This window comes from Citrobacter sp. GW821-FHT02E08 (assembly GCF_059421685.1).
Genome location: NZ_JBWKVL010000003.1, coordinates 265,146 through 280,449, shown reverse-complemented (window position 1 = coordinate 280,449; position 15,304 = coordinate 265,146). Strand labels below are relative to the sequence as shown.

Here is a 15,304-nt window from a genome sequence, read left to right as displayed (position 1 = left end):
ACCACCATTTTGACCAGATTGCGCCGCACTGTATTTGCGCTGCTGGCCTGTGCGTCATTCCTCGCACACGCCGCCGCACCTGACGAGATAACCACCGCATGGCCGGTAAATGTGGGGCCACTCAACCCACATCTTTACACGCCTAATCAAATGTTCGCCCAGAGCATGGTGTATGAACCGTTGGTGAAATATCAGGCAGACGGTTCCGTGAAACCGTGGCTGGCAAAAAGCTGGACCCACTCGGCAGACGGCAAAACCTGGGTGTTTACCCTGCGCGATGACGTCAGATTCTCGAATGGTGAAATCTTTGATGCACACGCTGCGGCGGAGAATTTCCGCACGGTATTAGATAACCGCCAACGCCACAGTTGGCTGGAGTTGACCAATCAGATAACCGACGTCAAAGCGTTAAGCAAAACCGAGCTGCAAATCACGCTGAAAAGCGCGTACTACCCCTTCTTGCAGGAACTTGCCCTGCCGCGTCCTTTCCGCTTTATCGCCCCATCGCAATTTAAAAACAACGAAACGATGAACGGTATTAAAGCGCCCATCGGCACGGGTCCGTGGATACTCAAAGAATCGAAGCTCAATCAATACGACGTGCTGGTACGTAACGACCATTACTGGGGAGAAAAACCCCAGATTCGGCAGATCACCGTCAAGGTGATCCCGGACCCGACCACTCGCGCCGTGGCCTTTGAAACCGGTGATATCGATCTGCTTTACGGTAACGAAGGATTGCTGCCCCTCGACACGTTCGCCCGGTTTAGCCAGACACCGGCTTACCACACCCAGCTTTCACAACCGATTGAAACCGTGATGCTGGCGCTCAACTCCGCTAAAGCCCCCACCAACGAGCTGGCGGTACGCGAAGCGCTGAATCATGCCGTGAACAAAAAATCTCTCATCGACAATGCGCTGTACGGCACACAACAGGTGGCAAATACGCTGTTTTCGCCCTCTGTGCCTTACGCCGACATTGGTCTGAAACCACGCGAATATGACCCGCAGCAGGCCAAATCCCTGCTGGAAAAAGCCGGTTGGGTTCTGCCCGCAGGGAAAGAGATCCGCGAGAAAAACGGCCAGCCGCTGCGCATTGAACTGTCGTTTATCGGCACCGATGCGCTGAGCAAATCGATGGCCGAAATCATTCAGGCTGATATGCGTCAGGTTGGCGTCGATGTGGCACTGGTCGGCGAAGAAGAGAGCAGTATTTACGCCCGCCAGCGCGACGGGCGCTTCGGGATGGTTTTCAACCGCACCTGGGGCGCGCCGTACGATCCGCATGCCTTTATGAGTTCAATGCGCGTTCCCTCGCATGCTGATTTTCAGGCACAGCAAGGACTGCCAGACAAACCGCTGATCGATAAAGAGATTGGCGAGGTGCTTTCCACCACTGACGAGAACAAGCGCCAGGCGTTGTACCGCGACATTCTGACCCGCCTGCACAACGACGCGGTCTATCTCCCGATCAGCTACATCTCCATGATGGTGGTCGCGAAACCGGCGCTGGGAACCATCCCTTATGCCCCTATCGCCACTGAAATCCCATTTGAACAGATAAGCGCGGTGAAACCCTGATGTTACGTTATGTTTTGCGGCGTATTCTGCTGCTGATCCCGATGGTTTTCGCCGCCTCGGTGATTATCTTTTTGATGCTGCGCCTGGGTACTGGCGACCCGGCACTCGACTATTTGCGTCTCTCTAACCTGCCGCCGACGCCGGAAATGGTCGCCTCTACGCGGGTCATGCTGGGACTGGATCAGCCGCTGGCCGTCCAGTACGGAACCTGGCTGTGGAAAGCGCTGCATCTGGATTTCGGCATCTCGTTCGCCACTCAGCGTCCGGTGCTGGATGACGTACTCAACTTCCTGCCCGCCACACTGCAACTGGCGGGCGCAGCGCTGGTGTTGATCCTGCTCACCTCCGTACCGCTCGGCATCTGGGCGGCGCGTCACCGCGACCGTCTGCCAGATTTTGCCGTGCGTTTCATCGCCTTTCTCGGCGTATCGATGCCTAACTTCTGGCTCGCCTTTCTGCTGGTGATGTTCTTCTCCGTCTATTTGCAATGGCTACCCGCGATGGGTTACGGCGGCTGGCAGCACATCGTTTTGCCTGCCGTGTCGATAGCCTTTATGTCGCTGGCAATCAACGCCCGTCTGCTGCGCGCCAGCATGCTCGAGGTCGCCGGACAACGGCACGTCACCTGGGCGCGTCTGCGCGGTCTGAACGAGAAACAAACGGAACGTCGTCATATTCTGCGTAACGCGTCGCTGCCGATGATTACGGCGGTGGGCATGCACATTGGCGAGCTGATTGGCGGCACCATGATTATCGAAAACATCTTTGCCTGGCCTGGGGTCGGGCGCTATGCGGTTTCGGCGATTTTTAACCGGGACTACCCCGTTATTCAGTGCTTTACACTGATGATGGTGGTGGTTTTTGTCGTCTGTAATCTGATTGTGGATTTACTGAACGCTGCGCTGGACCCGCGCATTCGCCGCCATGAAGGAGCGCATTCGTGAACTTTTTCCTCTCTTCGCGCTGGTCGGTGCGCCTGGCAATGATCATTATCGCCCTGCTGGCGATAATTGCGCTCACCAGCCAGTGGTGGCTGCCGTACGATCCGCAGGCCATTAATTTATCGTCGCGTCTGCTCTCCCCGGATAGCCAGCACTGGCTGGGCACCGACCATCTGGGTCGTGATATTTTTTCTCGTCTGCTGGCGGCAACGCGGGTCTCGCTGGGTTCGGTGATGGCCTGCCTGCTGCTAGTGCTGGCGCTGGGGCTTGCCGTTGGCGGCAGCGCCGGGCTGATCGGCGGTCGTGTTGATCAAATCACCATGCGCATCGCGGATATGTTTATGACCTTCCCTACCTCGATCCTCTCCTTTTTTATGGTGGGCGTGTTGGGGACGGGACTGACCAACGTCATCATTGCCATCGCGCTTTCACACTGGGCATGGTACGCACGCATGGTGCGCAGTCTGGTCATCTCTTTGCGCCAGCGCGAATTTGTGCTCGCATCGCGCCTTTCCGGTGCCGGTCATGTACGGGTGTTTGTCGACCATCTGGCCGGGGCGGTGATCCCCTCTTTGCTGGTGCTGGCGACGCTGGATATTGGCCACATGATGCTGCACGTTGCCGGGATGTCATTCCTCGGCCTCGGCGTCACCGCGCCAACCCCGGAATGGGGCGTGATGATTAACGATGCCCGCCAGTATATCTGGACTCAGCCATTACAAATGTTCTGGCCGGGTCTGGCGCTGTTTATCAGCGTGATGGCCTTTAACCTGGTGGGTGACGCACTGCGCGATCATCTCGATCCCCATCTGGACACGGAGCATGCTCACTGATGCCGCAACAGATTGAATTACAGAATATTACCCTGGCAGCGGACAGACCGCTGGTGCATGGCGTTTCACTGTCGCTCAAACGCGGGCGGGTACTGGCGCTGGTAGGCGGCAGCGGCAGCGGAAAATCGCTGACCTGCGCGGCGGCGCTGGGTATTCTGCCTCCGGGTGTACGTCAAACGGCGGGCTCCCTGCTGGCGGATGGTAAACCAATTTCCCCCTGCGACCTGCGCGGCGTCAAAATCGCTACCATTATGCAAAACCCACGTAGCGCGTTTAATCCGCTGCACACCATGGCGACCCACGCGCGGGAAACCTGTCTGGCATTAGGTAAACCCGCTGACGACGCCACGCTTATCCAGACGCTGGAGGCCGTGGGGCTTGAGAACGCGGAGCGCGTCCTGAAACTGTATCCGTTCGAGATGAGCGGCGGGATGTTACAACGCATGATGATCGCGATGGCGGTGCTGTGCGACGCGCCGTTTATCGTCGCCGACGAACCGACCACTGACCTGGACGTTGTCGCGCAGGCGCGCATTCTCGACCTGCTGGAGAGCATTATGCAACGCCGGGCGCCCGGTATGCTGCTGGTCACCCATGATATGGGCGTCGTCGCGCGGCTGGCGGACGATGTGGCGGTCATGGACAACGGGAATATCGTGGAACAGGGCGACGTCGAAACCGTGTTCAACGCACCAAAGCACAACATCACTCGTAATCTGGTGTCGGCGCATCTCGCCCTGTACGGTATGGAGCTGGCATCATGACATTACTCACCGTCTCTGACCTTTCGCACCAGTATGCGCACTCAAACCTGAGCGGCAAACATCAGCATCAGGCGGTGTTGAAAGAGGTGTCATTGCACCTGAAAAAGGGTGAAACCGTGGCACTGCTTGGCCGTAGCGGCTGTGGCAAAAGCACCCTCGCGCGTCTGCTGGTCGGTTTAGAATCCCCGACGCAGGGTGAGGTGTGCTGGCAGGGAAAACCGTTATCCCAGCTTAACCGTGCGGCGCAAAAAGCGTTTCGCCGTGATATTCAGATGGTGTTTCAGGACTCCATCAGCGCGGTAAATCCGCGCAAAACCGTCCGTGAGATCCTGCGCGAACCGATGCGTCATCTGCTGTCGCTGAACAAGTCTGAGCAAATGGCCCGCGCCAGTGAAATGCTCAACGCGGTGGATCTGGACGACAGCGTACTCGACAAGCAGCCGCCGCAGCTCAGCGGCGGACAGCTCCAGCGCGTGTGCCTGGCGCGGGCACTGACGGTTGAACCCAAACTGCTGATTCTTGATGAGGCGGTCTCTAACCTCGACCTGGTGTTGCAGGCGGGCGTGATCCGCTTGCTCAAAAAATTGCAGCAGCAGTTCGGCACCGCCTGTCTGTTTATCACGCACGATTTACGTCTGGTAGAACGCTTTTGCCATCGCGTGATGGTGATGGAAGACGGCAAAATTGTGGAGACGCAGGATGTGGGCGACGCATTAACGTTTTCCACGGACGCCGGACGTGTGCTACAAAATGCGGTACTTCCCGCATTCCCCGTGCGCCGCAGCCGGAAATAATAAGGTTTAACTCAGATGCAACGTGTCACCATCACCCTCGATGACGATTTACTGGAAACGCTGGACAGCCTGAGTCAGCGCCGTGGCTACAATAACCGCTCGGAAGCGATCCGCGATATTCTGCGCGGCGCGTTGTCGCAGGAGACGACACAAGAGCACGGCACCCAGGGTTTCGCAGTGCTTTCATACGTTTATGAGCACGAGAAGCGCGATTTAGCCAGCCGCATTGTCTCCACGCAGCACCACCACCACGATTTGTCCGTCGCCACCTTGCATGTGCACATCAATCACGATGACTGTCTGGAGATTGCCGTCCTGAAAGGCGACATGGGCGACGTCCAACATTTTGCTGATGACGTCATCGCCCAGCGCGGCGTGCGTCACGGTCATTTGCAGTGTCTGCCGAAGGAAGAGTGATATCCCGCCCGACAGGTGAATCGTCGGGCGTATTTTCGTCTCAGAATGCCTGCTGATAAAGCTGCAGAGCGTCAGCTTCACTCAGTTTCCGCGGATTATTCACCAGTAAGCGAGTTTGCTGCATCGCGTCATGCGCCAGCACAGGCAGATCCCCCTGCTGAATATCGACATCACGAAGCCGCTGCGGCGCGCCGCTTGCCACGATAATCCGTTGCATCTCGTCGATAAACGCCTGCGCATCTTGTTCGACATTACCGGTTCCTCCGGCCCCAACCACCGCGGCCAGTTCCGCGTAGAGCGGCGCCGCCACCACAGCATTAAACCGCAGCACAGGAACCAACATGAGCGCATTCGAGAGGCCGTGAGGGATGTGATGCCGCCCGCCCAGCGGATAGGCTAAGGCATGCACGGCGGCAACGGGCGAGTTCGCAAAAGCCTGACCCGCCAGCAACGCACCCAGCAGGACACTCTCCCTCGCTTCACGGTTTTGTCCGTCATGGCACGCGGTGACCAGATGGCGGCTTATCAAGCATAACGCCTCACGGGCAAGCGCATCCGAAATCGGGTTTTTCTTGTGCTTTCCGGTATACGCTTCAATGGCGTGCACCATGGCATCGATTCCCGCGGCAGCCGTATGAACGCGGGGTAAACCCAGCGTCAGTTGCGCATCAAGAAGCACCAGATCGCAATAGAGTTGTCTGTCGACAACCCCCATTTTGCTGTTTTCACCGGTGGTGAGAATCGCAATATTGGTGACCTCAGAACCGGTACCTGCGGTGGTCGGGATCTGCACCAGCGGCAGACGCTGCCCGCTCACTTTCCCAATGCCATACAGATCCTGTACTTCTTGTTCTGAGGGGATTAATACGGCCGCCAGTTTAGCCACATCCAGGGAGGAGCCGCCGCCCAGGCCAATCACCATGTCGCAGTGATGCTCCCGCGCCACACGCGTCGCCTTGCGGACAATACACTCCTGAGGATCGGCCTGAACCTGGTCATAAAGGGTGACCTGAAAACCAGCTTCCCGCAGGCTAAACAGAACTGGGGGGAGAACCCCCGCTTTCACCAGGCCGGGATCGGTCACTAACAGCGCATTGCGGGCACGCAAGCGCGTTTGCAGTATCTCTCCGAGTCGCGCCGCGCCCGCCCACTCAACAATGATTTCCGCCACGGTCGCAAATTCAAAAGGCTTAATGACATTATTCATTCAGGTATTCCTTGCTTGCACAATGTGCGCTTTTTAACCTCGCGGATCGTCGGTATTGACGAGAAAACTTTTCACCTCTTTACGCAGCAGAAGTGGCGTGATGACCCCAACGCCAATCCGTTGGAAGTGGTCCGTTTGTCGGTGAAGTTCAAGGCCGTCGGCGCTGCGGTAGGTTTCCAGAATGACAAAGCGATCGCGGTCTTCCGTCGAGCGGAAAAATTCATACGAGAGGTTTTCAGGTTCCTGACGTGTTGCGTCAGCAAGCGCCCTGAGCGCCTCATCAACCTTATCGCCCATTGATTCACGGACAAAATACCAGGCTATCACCTGTAGATGCGTGTTCCCCATTCCTGACTCCCGCTTTTCTAACGTTGAATATTCAGATTCCACAACGCGCTGTCACTGCTTGAAACAGCGACAGCGCCGTGTTGTAAGGCGGTTCGGGCATGTTCTTCATTAGATACAAACCCGGAGGCCACTATCGGCGGCAGTACATTGCGATCGGTTTGTGACAGGAGCGGCAACATCTGCGCCGGCATCAGTTGCACATAATCAGGTTCGCTTTGCTCAACCGCATGCAGACTTCGTGACCATGCAGAGCGGTCAGTCACAAAGATTTTTTGCATCGTGACCAGCCCGCATTTCTTCGCCCGTTGCACCGTTTGCAAACGCGTTGAGAGCAGCCCCATCGCGCCGGTTTCAGCGACATAATCGATGCCGCCTTTGTCCTGCGACAAGCCGTTGCAACTGTCGATATTCACGATGACGTACTTCCCCGCCTTCGAGAGCACTTCGATGACCGGTTGCAGCTTAATGAGGTCAATATTGGCGATGATGCACACTTCTGCTGTACTGGAGAGCGCGGTTTTCAACTGCTCAATACCGTATATCGCCATGATGACGGGTTGGCGCGCCAGAAGCGCGCCAAGATTTTTGATCATTACTCACCTGCCTGAAGGGGTGAAAGTGTGGCGCTCAACCCCAGTTTTCCCGGATTAAGGATATTTTGCGGATCGAGCGCTTTCTTAATATCAGCCAGAACGGTGAGCGTTTCGCCCAACGATGCCTGCATATAAGGTGAGCGAAGCAGTCCCACGCCATGGTGATGGCTGAGTGACGTGTTGTGTTTAATTAATACGGCATTCGCCGCATCCCACGCCGCACGGTACCAGGCGGCACGCTGTTCGACGGCCACGTCCCCACGCAATGAAAAATAGAGACAGGCGCCATCGACATAAGCGTGGGACTGGTGTGCAGAACCGGCCAGTGTCCCCGGTACCGCGTTAATCGCCGCCAGCACATCATCATAGACGATACTGAGATCGCGCCAGGGGCCGACCATCTCCAGCGTATCCGCCACCAGCCCTGGGCTTTTCTTGAAGCCTTCGGCACTTTTTCCGGTCAGATACCGGGTGTCCAGCCAACGCTCGAACAGCGTATCGCCATCGAGTTTTTGCCCGCTACGCTGGCAAACGCGCTCGCTGATCGCCAGCACGGCATCAACAATTTCCGGTTCGCCTTCATCTGCAATTAACAGGACATTGGTGTCAGGCAGGCCAAACTGCACGCCGCTTTCCAGATTATCGTACAGGCGAAGCGCGGCAGGGTTCGCGCCATGCTGTAGGATTTCGCGACAGGCGTCTAACCCGCTGGCGAAACTGGAGAAACCCCAGGCAATTGCACGGCCATAATCAGGCAGGCGGTGCAGTTTCAAACGCAGGCGGACAATCACGCCCAGCGTGCCTTCCGAACCGATAAACATCTGTTGTAAATCCGGCCCCGTCGCACTTCGCGCATAACCGCCGACGGTGATTAAGCGTCCATCCGCGAGCACGACATCCATACCAAACACCATATCTTCGATTTTGCCGTAGCGCGTGGAGAGCTGGCCTGCGCCGCGACAAGCCGCCCATCCCCCGACGGTGCTGATCCCGAAGGATGACGGCCAGTGTCCAAGGGTCATGCCATACTCTTGTTGGATCGTTTGCTCGAAAATATCGCCAAACATGCCCGCTTCGACCTCAACAATCTGGCTCTCTTGATCAAAACCGATCAATTTATTGAGTTCACACACATCCAGCACGATCCCGCCGCGCAACGGCAGAGCCGCCCCCGTGACATTACTACGCCCTGCCGACACCGTGACCGGAATAGCAGATTCGCTCGCAAGGCGCATCACGTCCTGGATCTGTTCCACCGTAGAGACGCGAACAATCGCCCCTTTTGGCGTGGCGGGCGCGCCTTGCGTTTCCGCAATCATGGAGCCCGCCCACCAGTCGCGGGTCCAGGTGATGACATCAGCCTCTGCCGTCATCACCTCATCGGCAATCACCCTCAGCCGGTCAATGACCGCCTCGCTCATGACGATGGGATCAATCTGCATCCCTTTTGCGCCGTTGCTGCTGTCGATTTCGGTTGCCCATCCCGGACGCGTATGTGCGCCAACAGTGTAATTGCCCCGGTTATAGCCTCGTTTTATCGCTTCTTTGCTGATCATTCAGATGTCCCCATCAGTTCGGATTTTTCATGTTTAATTGCCGCCCGATAGCTGGCGACCTGTTCTGCGACCTGTTCCGGTTGCAGCTTGAGTTCTTTTTGCAGAATTTCACCGACACGCCCGGCGGCGTTGGCCGACGCATCCCGGGCCATTAAGCGCGCGCGAATTCGGCGCGACAGCACATCATCCACAGTACTGGCAAGCTCGTGACGCACGGCATACACCACCTCAGCTTCGGTATACGGAAGCCCTTCAACGATAGGAGTGAGCAAGCGGGGATCGCTCTGGATAATGTCGCTCACGAAATGGGCCTCCGTGCCATAGCGCTCGCCCAAATGTGCGGAAAGCCCGCCGGACGCCAGAATGGCCTGCGAGTCGTACCCCGCCGCCCCTAACAGGTACGCCGTTTTCGTTGAACAGGCTTTTTTACGCCCCAGGATTTTGCTGGCCACATCAATCGTCTCTTCCGCCATATGACGCGATGTGGTGAGCTTGCCGCCAACAATCGTGATCAGCCCATCCGGAGCGACGGTAATTTCATGGTTACGTTTCATCTCCACCGTCTTCCCGCCAGCCGTGCCGACCAGAGGGCGACAACCGGCAATACTCCCCACCACATCCTCGGGGCGAAGATCTGTTTTCAGCGCCGAATTTGCCCCCTCTAACAGAAAGTCCAGTTCAGAACGATTGCAGTGCACATCATTGAGATCGCCCTGGTAATCTTCATCTGTCGTTCCCAGATAAGAAACGTTGCCCCAGCGCGTAATGGTGGCGCGGCGACTGCGCCCGGCGACCGGAATCGTCACCGTGCAGTCGTTACGAATCTTCATCCACGGAATCGCGACGTGAACTCCCTTTGCAGGACGGATATGCAGCGGCGACGCCTCGCCTTTCTTCAGCCCACTCCAGTCGCGCAGCCAGACGCCGGTAGCCATAATGACCACCCGCGCCTTGACATGAATCTCCCGGCTATCGGCATGTATCATGGCCCCGTTCACCTTGCCATGCGGGTCGTGCGTGGTGGCGATCACCTCGGCATGATTAGTCACCACCGCGCCATGAAAAGCCGCCGTGCGGATCAACGCGAGCGTCAGCCTGGCATCGTCCACGCGGGCATCGAAATACATAAACCCGCCGGACAACTGCTCCTCTTTCAGCGTCGGGCAGTGCGAAAGCACCTCCGCTGGCGTTAATTTTTGATGCAGGATGCCTTCACGCCATCCGCCTGCAAAATCGTAGGTCCAGAGCAGACTTTCGAACGCCGAAGACAGCCGCTTATCAAAGACGCCGTTTTTGTCGAGCACGGGAAACAAAAATGGAAGCCGTTGCACCAGGTGGCGCGCATTTCGGCGCATACGCTGGCGTTCAAGGAGAGAATGGCGAACCAATCCCAGGTTCCCTTGTTCGATATAGCGCAACCCGCCGTGGACCATTTTTGATGACTTCGACGACGTGCCGGAGGCAAAGTCGCTCTTTTCGACCAGCGCCACCCGATAGCCGCGCAAACTGGCATCGAGCGCGGCATAAGCGCCGGTCACGCCACCGCCAACAATCAGAATGTCGAAGGTATCGCTCTCCAGCATGCCCAGTTGTTCAGCGCGGTGAAGGCGTAGCGGTTGTGCGCCGTACATTTCACTGCGGGATTTATTTGGTTTTCGCGAGGGGAAAAACTTCATGAGCGGGTGGACTCCTGAGTAGCAGAGGTGTGACGGGAAGCCGTCTCCATTTCGAGCACAATGCGGGACTCCCACTGGGCGAGCTTCTGTTCACGGCAGCGATCGTCAATGCGGGGTTCAAACAGTTGAGCCGTTTTTAGCGTGGCGCAGGCATCGGACAGCGAATCCCACAGCAGGCCGGCAGAGCCTGCCAAAAAGGCAGCGCCGCGAAGACTGGCCCTTGCAGTTTCCGCCATCCGGCGAACAGGAACTCCGCTCAGGTCGGCCTGAATTTGCAGCAATGTGTCGCTGTTGGAGAGACCGCCCCCGACCACCAGTTCTTTTACCGCGATCCCGGTCGCCGCTTCATTGGCCCGCATACAGGCCGCTACCGAATGCGCGATGCCTTCCAGGACGGCGTACGCCACCTGCGAACGTGTCGTGGAAATAGAGATGCCGTTAAGCGATGCGCGCGCCTGCGGCTGGAGATGCGGCACCCGCAGCCCGGTTAACGCCGGAATGAAACTGACGCCGCCGGAGTCTGTCACCTGCGACGCCAGCTCGCTGATCTGTTCCGGCGAGTCAAACCAGTGCAGCTTTTCGCACACCCAATTCAGCGCCGAACCGGTGGTTGGCACAAAGGTTTCGACGGAGTAATGCGAAAGTCCCTTCTGACGGCGCGCGGTCATCGTGAGCGTACTCTCACAGACAGGGTTCAGCGCCGGAACCTGCGGCCCCACCATCAGATCGACGAAACTGCCGGTGCCATGCATACAGAAAGCGTGTCCACGCTCTGTGCAGCCGAGCCCAATCGCACCGGCAAACTGATCGCCCGCGCAGGCAAGAATAGGAACGTGAATGCCCAGAATTTTTTGACTCGTTGCGCCAAAGTTATCGGCATCGTCACGGAGTTCAGGCAGCAATAAAGCAGGAAAATTAAGGGTCTGGAGCCATTCAGCGTGGTACTGGTGGTCTTTGAGACGATAAGCGCCTGCCGACGTCGCATTGGTTGGCGTCGTGACGCATTTTTTTTCTTCCGCCAGATGCCACAGCAGCCAGCTGTCGACAGTGCCAAAAACTAATGTTCCCGCCTGATGCGCCTTCGCCACTGCGGGCGTATTCGCAATATGGTGCGCTGCCCACAGATAAGGTGAACGAATTCCTACCGGGCGGCCAATCTGCGGGATCAGTTTCGCATCCCACTCCGGGGCCAGTTCGGCAAGAACATCCGTAAAACGCGAATCTTGCCAGACCATCGCAGGGGTTAGCGCTTTTCCTGTTTGCGAGTCCCAGAGCACCGCCGTTGAACGCTGGGTAGCAATCGCCAGCGCCACGATACGCATATTCTGCTGTTGCGCGCTGGCAATCGCTTTGCGACAAACGTCAACGGTAGCGCACAGAATTTCATCAGCGTCTTGTTCAACAACGCCATGCCGTGGGCTACTCACCTGCAGCGTTTGATATTCCAGGCAGTGAACCTGACTGTTCTGGGTGACTACCGCAGCACGCGTGCCCGACGTTCCCTCATCAATCGCCAAAATTACATCTTTATATTCTGTCATTTAGAGCTCCTGCTGGACTCCGGTGCCATTGACTCAGGATAAGGGGAGGTGCGCGATTCAAATTGCGGCGCGCCTGGCTCGTTATCCGGTTGAATCGCCGTACGCGTTGGGTCCCACTGGATGACAAAGCAGACGACACTGGCAAAAAGGGGAACGACCGACATGATTAAGAACGTCGTTTGCAGGCCATACAGCTCGCGGAATACGGGGAAGATAAACAGCCCCAGCGCCGCGCCGATGGCCCCCAGAGCCCCGACCACACCGTTTGCGCCAGCGCGTAATTCGCTACGAAACGACAGCGATGACAGGCTCTTCCCGTTCGCGCCGGGACCACCCGAGTGGCAAAGGATAAATAACGCGGGTACCAACAAAGAGGCCCACAGCGGCATGCTGTCACTGAATAGCCCCAGCGTGAGCAGGACGAGGAACGCGACGGCGAAACCCATTGCAGAGGCCCGGCGCAAACCAAGACGACGGCCAATCACGGGCGACAGAAATCCTCCGACAATCCCGAACACGTTAAAAAATAGTGAACATAAAGTTGCGTAGACAAAGTTTTTACCAAACATCGCCGCGCTGATCACGGGTAAATACCAGCCGACACCAAAATATTGTATCGACTGGCACACTTGTACCGTAGAGGCCAGAATTGTACGGGGTAAATAAACACCACGAAAAATCAGCAGAACATTTTTAACACCTTTCTGCGCCTGCCCAATAACAGGTTTTTGTTCTGCCTTTGGCGCCAGAATAAATTGATCACCGTATATTTTATTCATGGCTACCGTTGCTTCAGAAAGGCGTGATTTTCTTGCTAACCATATCGGACTTTCAACCAAATAGCGGAACTGGAAAAACAGGATAATTAATCCACATAATGCGGTTACGGCAATAGAATAACGCCAGATAGCATCACCGACATTCCATGAATAAAACATTAAGGCCAGTGCCAGATTTAAACACACGGCGACATACCAGACCCCTTGCCAGGTGTTTAATCGGCTCTTGAGCTTCGCGGGGGTGAACTCGGCCAGCATCGCCATCGCGACGGCAAAATCCATCCCATACGAGACGCCAACGAAGAAGCGCCCCAGTATTATCGTGCCAAAATCAGCGGAGAACATCACCAGCAGCGCACCGATAACAGCCATCAGCTTGGCGATGATCAACGGAGGAACCCGACCCCAGCGATCGGCAATCCAGCCGCCAATCGGATTAAATAAGATAGCAACCCACGATGAAAAAGAGGTCAACAGCGCGACTTCCGTTGCACTGAGATTTAAATTACGCGTCATTGGGTTTAATCCAGCACTGAGCGCTGAATTTGAAAACGCATCAAGAAAAAGGCCACCTAATGCTAACCACCAAATAACACTGGCTCTGCCGGAAATATTCGTCCTGGCATCGATGAAATTAATAACATCATCAACACCACGGATTTTTACAGGATGTGAGAATGAGCATGCGGACATGGCGTTCCCCTTCATAATATTAGGAAGAAGGTCGCCAATAGCTAAAAAAAAGCAATAAGAGACCATCTTAATAGCACAGATAGTCTCTTATCTAAAATCTGTAAGTTTCACTCTAGAAGGGAAGGAAAAGCGTGTCAAAGCGACTTTTCAGCTGGAACGTTATTTTGTGATATGTAGCACAATTGTTAATGATTAATTAACAAAACAATCAGGTAAAACGATAGAGACAACGCCTTCCACCGTTTACCTGTCGCTTATGCTGGGTTACGCGTGGGCTGGTGCTAAATCCTGCGCACAGGCCCAGGCGCTCGACCATGCCCACTGGAAATTATACCCGCCCAGCCAGCCGGTCACGTCCATCACTTCGCCAATAAAGTAGAGACCTGGCACCTTACGCGCTTCCATCGTGCGGGAGGAAAGCTCATTGGTATCGACGCCGCCCAGCGTGACTTCCGCCGTACGGTATCCTTCCGTGCCGTTAGGCTGCACGCGCCATTCCGTTAACGTCTCCACCAGCAGTTGTTGGTCGCGTACGTTGAGCTGTTTCAGAGAGATCTCGGGGATTTGCCCTAACGCTTGCAGACATTCCACCAGTCGTTTCGGCAACTGCATCGCCAGAGTGTTTTTCAGACTCTGATTCGGGTGCGCGCTACGCTGCTCATTGAGGAAAGCGTCCAGATCGATATCAGGCAATAAATTAATGCTGACAAATTCTCCGGGCTGCCAAAAACTCGAAATCTGCAAAACGGCCGGACCTGAAAGTCCGCGGTGCGTAAAGAGCAGATTTTCACGAAATACCGTGCCGTCCTGCGCCATTATAACAGAAGATACGGAAACGCCTGACAGCACCTGGAGCTGTTCCAGCAACGGTTTATGCAATGTAAAGGGAACGAGACCCGCGCGCGTCGGCAGCACATTCAGGCCAAACTGCTCGGCAATTTTATAACCAAACGGCGTAGCCCCCAGGCCCGGCATCGAGAGTCCGCCACTGGCAATCACCAGTTTTGCCGCGCTGACCGTCATACCGTTCAGCTCAAAGGTGAACCCCTCATCATCACGGGCAACGCTGAGCACTTCACTGCGCAACCGCAGGGTGACGCCACCCTTCTCGCATTCTGCCACCAGCATGTCGACGATTTGTTGGGCAGAATCGTCGCAAAATAGCTGGCCGAGCGTTTTCTCATGCCAGGCGATTCCGTGTTTACCGACCAGATCGATAAAGTCCCACTGGGTATAGCGCGCCAACGCTGATTTACAGAAATGAGGGTTTTGACTTAAATACGCCGCGGGTTCCACATAAAGATTAGTAAAGTTACAGCGTCCCCCGCCGGACATGAGGATTTTACGTCCCGGCTTTTTACCATTATCAATGAGCAACACGCGGTTACCCCGTTGCCCTGCTTGTGCGGCGCAGAACATACCCGCCGCGCCAGCGCCTATAATAACGGTATCAAACCTTTCCACTTTGCGATCCTCTCTTAAATCTGGGCGTGAATTGTAAAGTTTCCTCAGTGACCGTACCAGCGACAAGATCGTGAAAAACAATTATTTATTTGAAATCTATAAGATAATTCTTTAGTG

General features: G+C 55.9%; 14 protein-coding genes. 6 read left to right on the top strand and 8 right to left on the bottom strand.

The features are described 5' to 3' along the window. Positions 1–6: 6 nt before the first annotated feature. Genes nikA through nikR form a run of 6 tightly spaced genes read left to right on the top strand, consistent with a single transcriptional unit; the run spans position 7 to position 5,330 of the window. The gene (nikA, locus tag AC07UY_RS05660) at positions 7–1,581 is read left to right on the top strand and encodes a nickel ABC transporter substrate-binding protein (RefSeq protein ID WP_494700908.1); all 1,575 of its coding nucleotides are present in this window, start codon (positions 7–9) and stop codon (positions 1,579–1,581) included. Beyond that, positions 1,581–2,525, top strand: a complete 945-nt coding sequence (gene nikB, locus AC07UY_RS05655) for a nickel ABC transporter permease subunit NikB (RefSeq protein ID WP_276293581.1) — start codon at positions 1,581–1,583, stop codon at positions 2,523–2,525. The genes nikA and nikB overlap by 1 nt, the downstream gene beginning before the upstream one ends. Beyond that, positions 2,522–3,355: a nickel ABC transporter permease subunit NikC gene (gene nikC / locus AC07UY_RS05650; protein WP_494659694.1), complete on the top strand. Its 834-nt coding sequence runs from the start codon at positions 2,522–2,524 to the stop codon at positions 3,353–3,355. Before nikB ends, nikC begins: the two co-directional genes overlap by 4 nt. Next, the gene (gene nikD, locus AC07UY_RS05645; RefSeq protein WP_494659693.1) at positions 3,355–4,119 is read left to right on the top strand and encodes a nickel import ATP-binding protein NikD; all 765 of its coding nucleotides are present in this window, start codon (positions 3,355–3,357) and stop codon (positions 4,117–4,119) included. The genes nikC and nikD overlap by 1 nt, the downstream gene beginning before the upstream one ends. Beyond that, complete coding sequence (gene nikE, locus AC07UY_RS05640) at positions 4,116–4,913, top strand: nickel import ATP-binding protein NikE (RefSeq protein WP_494700833.1); 798 nt, start codon at positions 4,116–4,118, stop codon at positions 4,911–4,913. Before nikD ends, nikE begins: the two co-directional genes overlap by 4 nt. Before the next feature lie 15 nt (positions 4,914–4,928). Beyond that, positions 4,929–5,330, top strand: a complete 402-nt coding sequence (gene nikR / locus AC07UY_RS05635) for a nickel-responsive transcriptional regulator NikR (protein WP_203359676.1) — start codon at positions 4,929–4,931, stop codon at positions 5,328–5,330. 40 nt (positions 5,331–5,370) lie between these two features. Here the strand turns inward: nikR and AC07UY_RS05630 are convergent, their stop codons facing one another. From AC07UY_RS05630 to AC07UY_RS05595, 8 genes are all read right to left on the bottom strand, one after another. After that, positions 5,371–6,537, bottom strand: a complete 1,167-nt coding sequence (locus AC07UY_RS05630; RefSeq protein ID WP_494700834.1) for an iron-containing alcohol dehydrogenase — start codon at positions 6,535–6,537, stop codon at positions 5,371–5,373. A 33-nt stretch (positions 6,538–6,570) separates the two neighbouring features. Beyond that, a complete protein-coding gene (locus AC07UY_RS05625; protein WP_494700835.1) occupies positions 6,571–6,885 on the bottom strand; it encodes a putative quinol monooxygenase in 315 nt (104 codons plus the stop codon). Positions 6,886–6,902: 17 nt separating this feature from the next. Then, on the bottom strand, positions 6,903–7,478 hold the full coding sequence (locus AC07UY_RS05620; RefSeq protein ID WP_203359673.1) for a glycerol-3-phosphate responsive antiterminator: 576 nt from the start codon (positions 7,476–7,478) through the stop codon (positions 6,903–6,905). Beyond that, positions 7,478–9,034 (bottom strand): FAD-binding oxidoreductase, encoded by a 1,557-nt coding sequence (locus AC07UY_RS05615; protein WP_494700836.1) that lies wholly within the window; start codon positions 9,032–9,034, stop codon positions 7,478–7,480. Before AC07UY_RS05615 ends, AC07UY_RS05620 begins: the two co-directional genes overlap by 1 nt. Continuing rightward, a complete protein-coding gene (locus AC07UY_RS05610) occupies positions 9,031–10,710 on the bottom strand; it encodes a glycerol-3-phosphate dehydrogenase/oxidase (RefSeq protein WP_494700837.1) in 1,680 nt (559 codons plus the stop codon). The genes AC07UY_RS05615 and AC07UY_RS05610 overlap by 4 nt, the downstream gene beginning before the upstream one ends. Further along, the gene (locus AC07UY_RS05605; protein ID WP_494700838.1) at positions 10,707–12,251 is read right to left on the bottom strand and encodes an FGGY family carbohydrate kinase; all 1,545 of its coding nucleotides are present in this window, start codon (positions 12,249–12,251) and stop codon (positions 10,707–10,709) included. Before AC07UY_RS05605 ends, AC07UY_RS05610 begins: the two co-directional genes overlap by 4 nt. After that, a complete protein-coding gene (locus AC07UY_RS05600; protein ID WP_494724430.1) occupies positions 12,248–13,723 on the bottom strand; it encodes an MFS transporter in 1,476 nt (491 codons plus the stop codon). The genes AC07UY_RS05605 and AC07UY_RS05600 overlap by 4 nt, the downstream gene beginning before the upstream one ends. Before the next feature lie 264 nt (positions 13,724–13,987). Further along, on the bottom strand, positions 13,988–15,187 hold the full coding sequence (locus tag AC07UY_RS05595; RefSeq protein ID WP_494659686.1) for a BaiN/RdsA family NAD(P)/FAD-dependent oxidoreductase: 1,200 nt from the start codon (positions 15,185–15,187) through the stop codon (positions 13,988–13,990). Positions 15,188–15,304 lie beyond the last annotated feature (117 nt).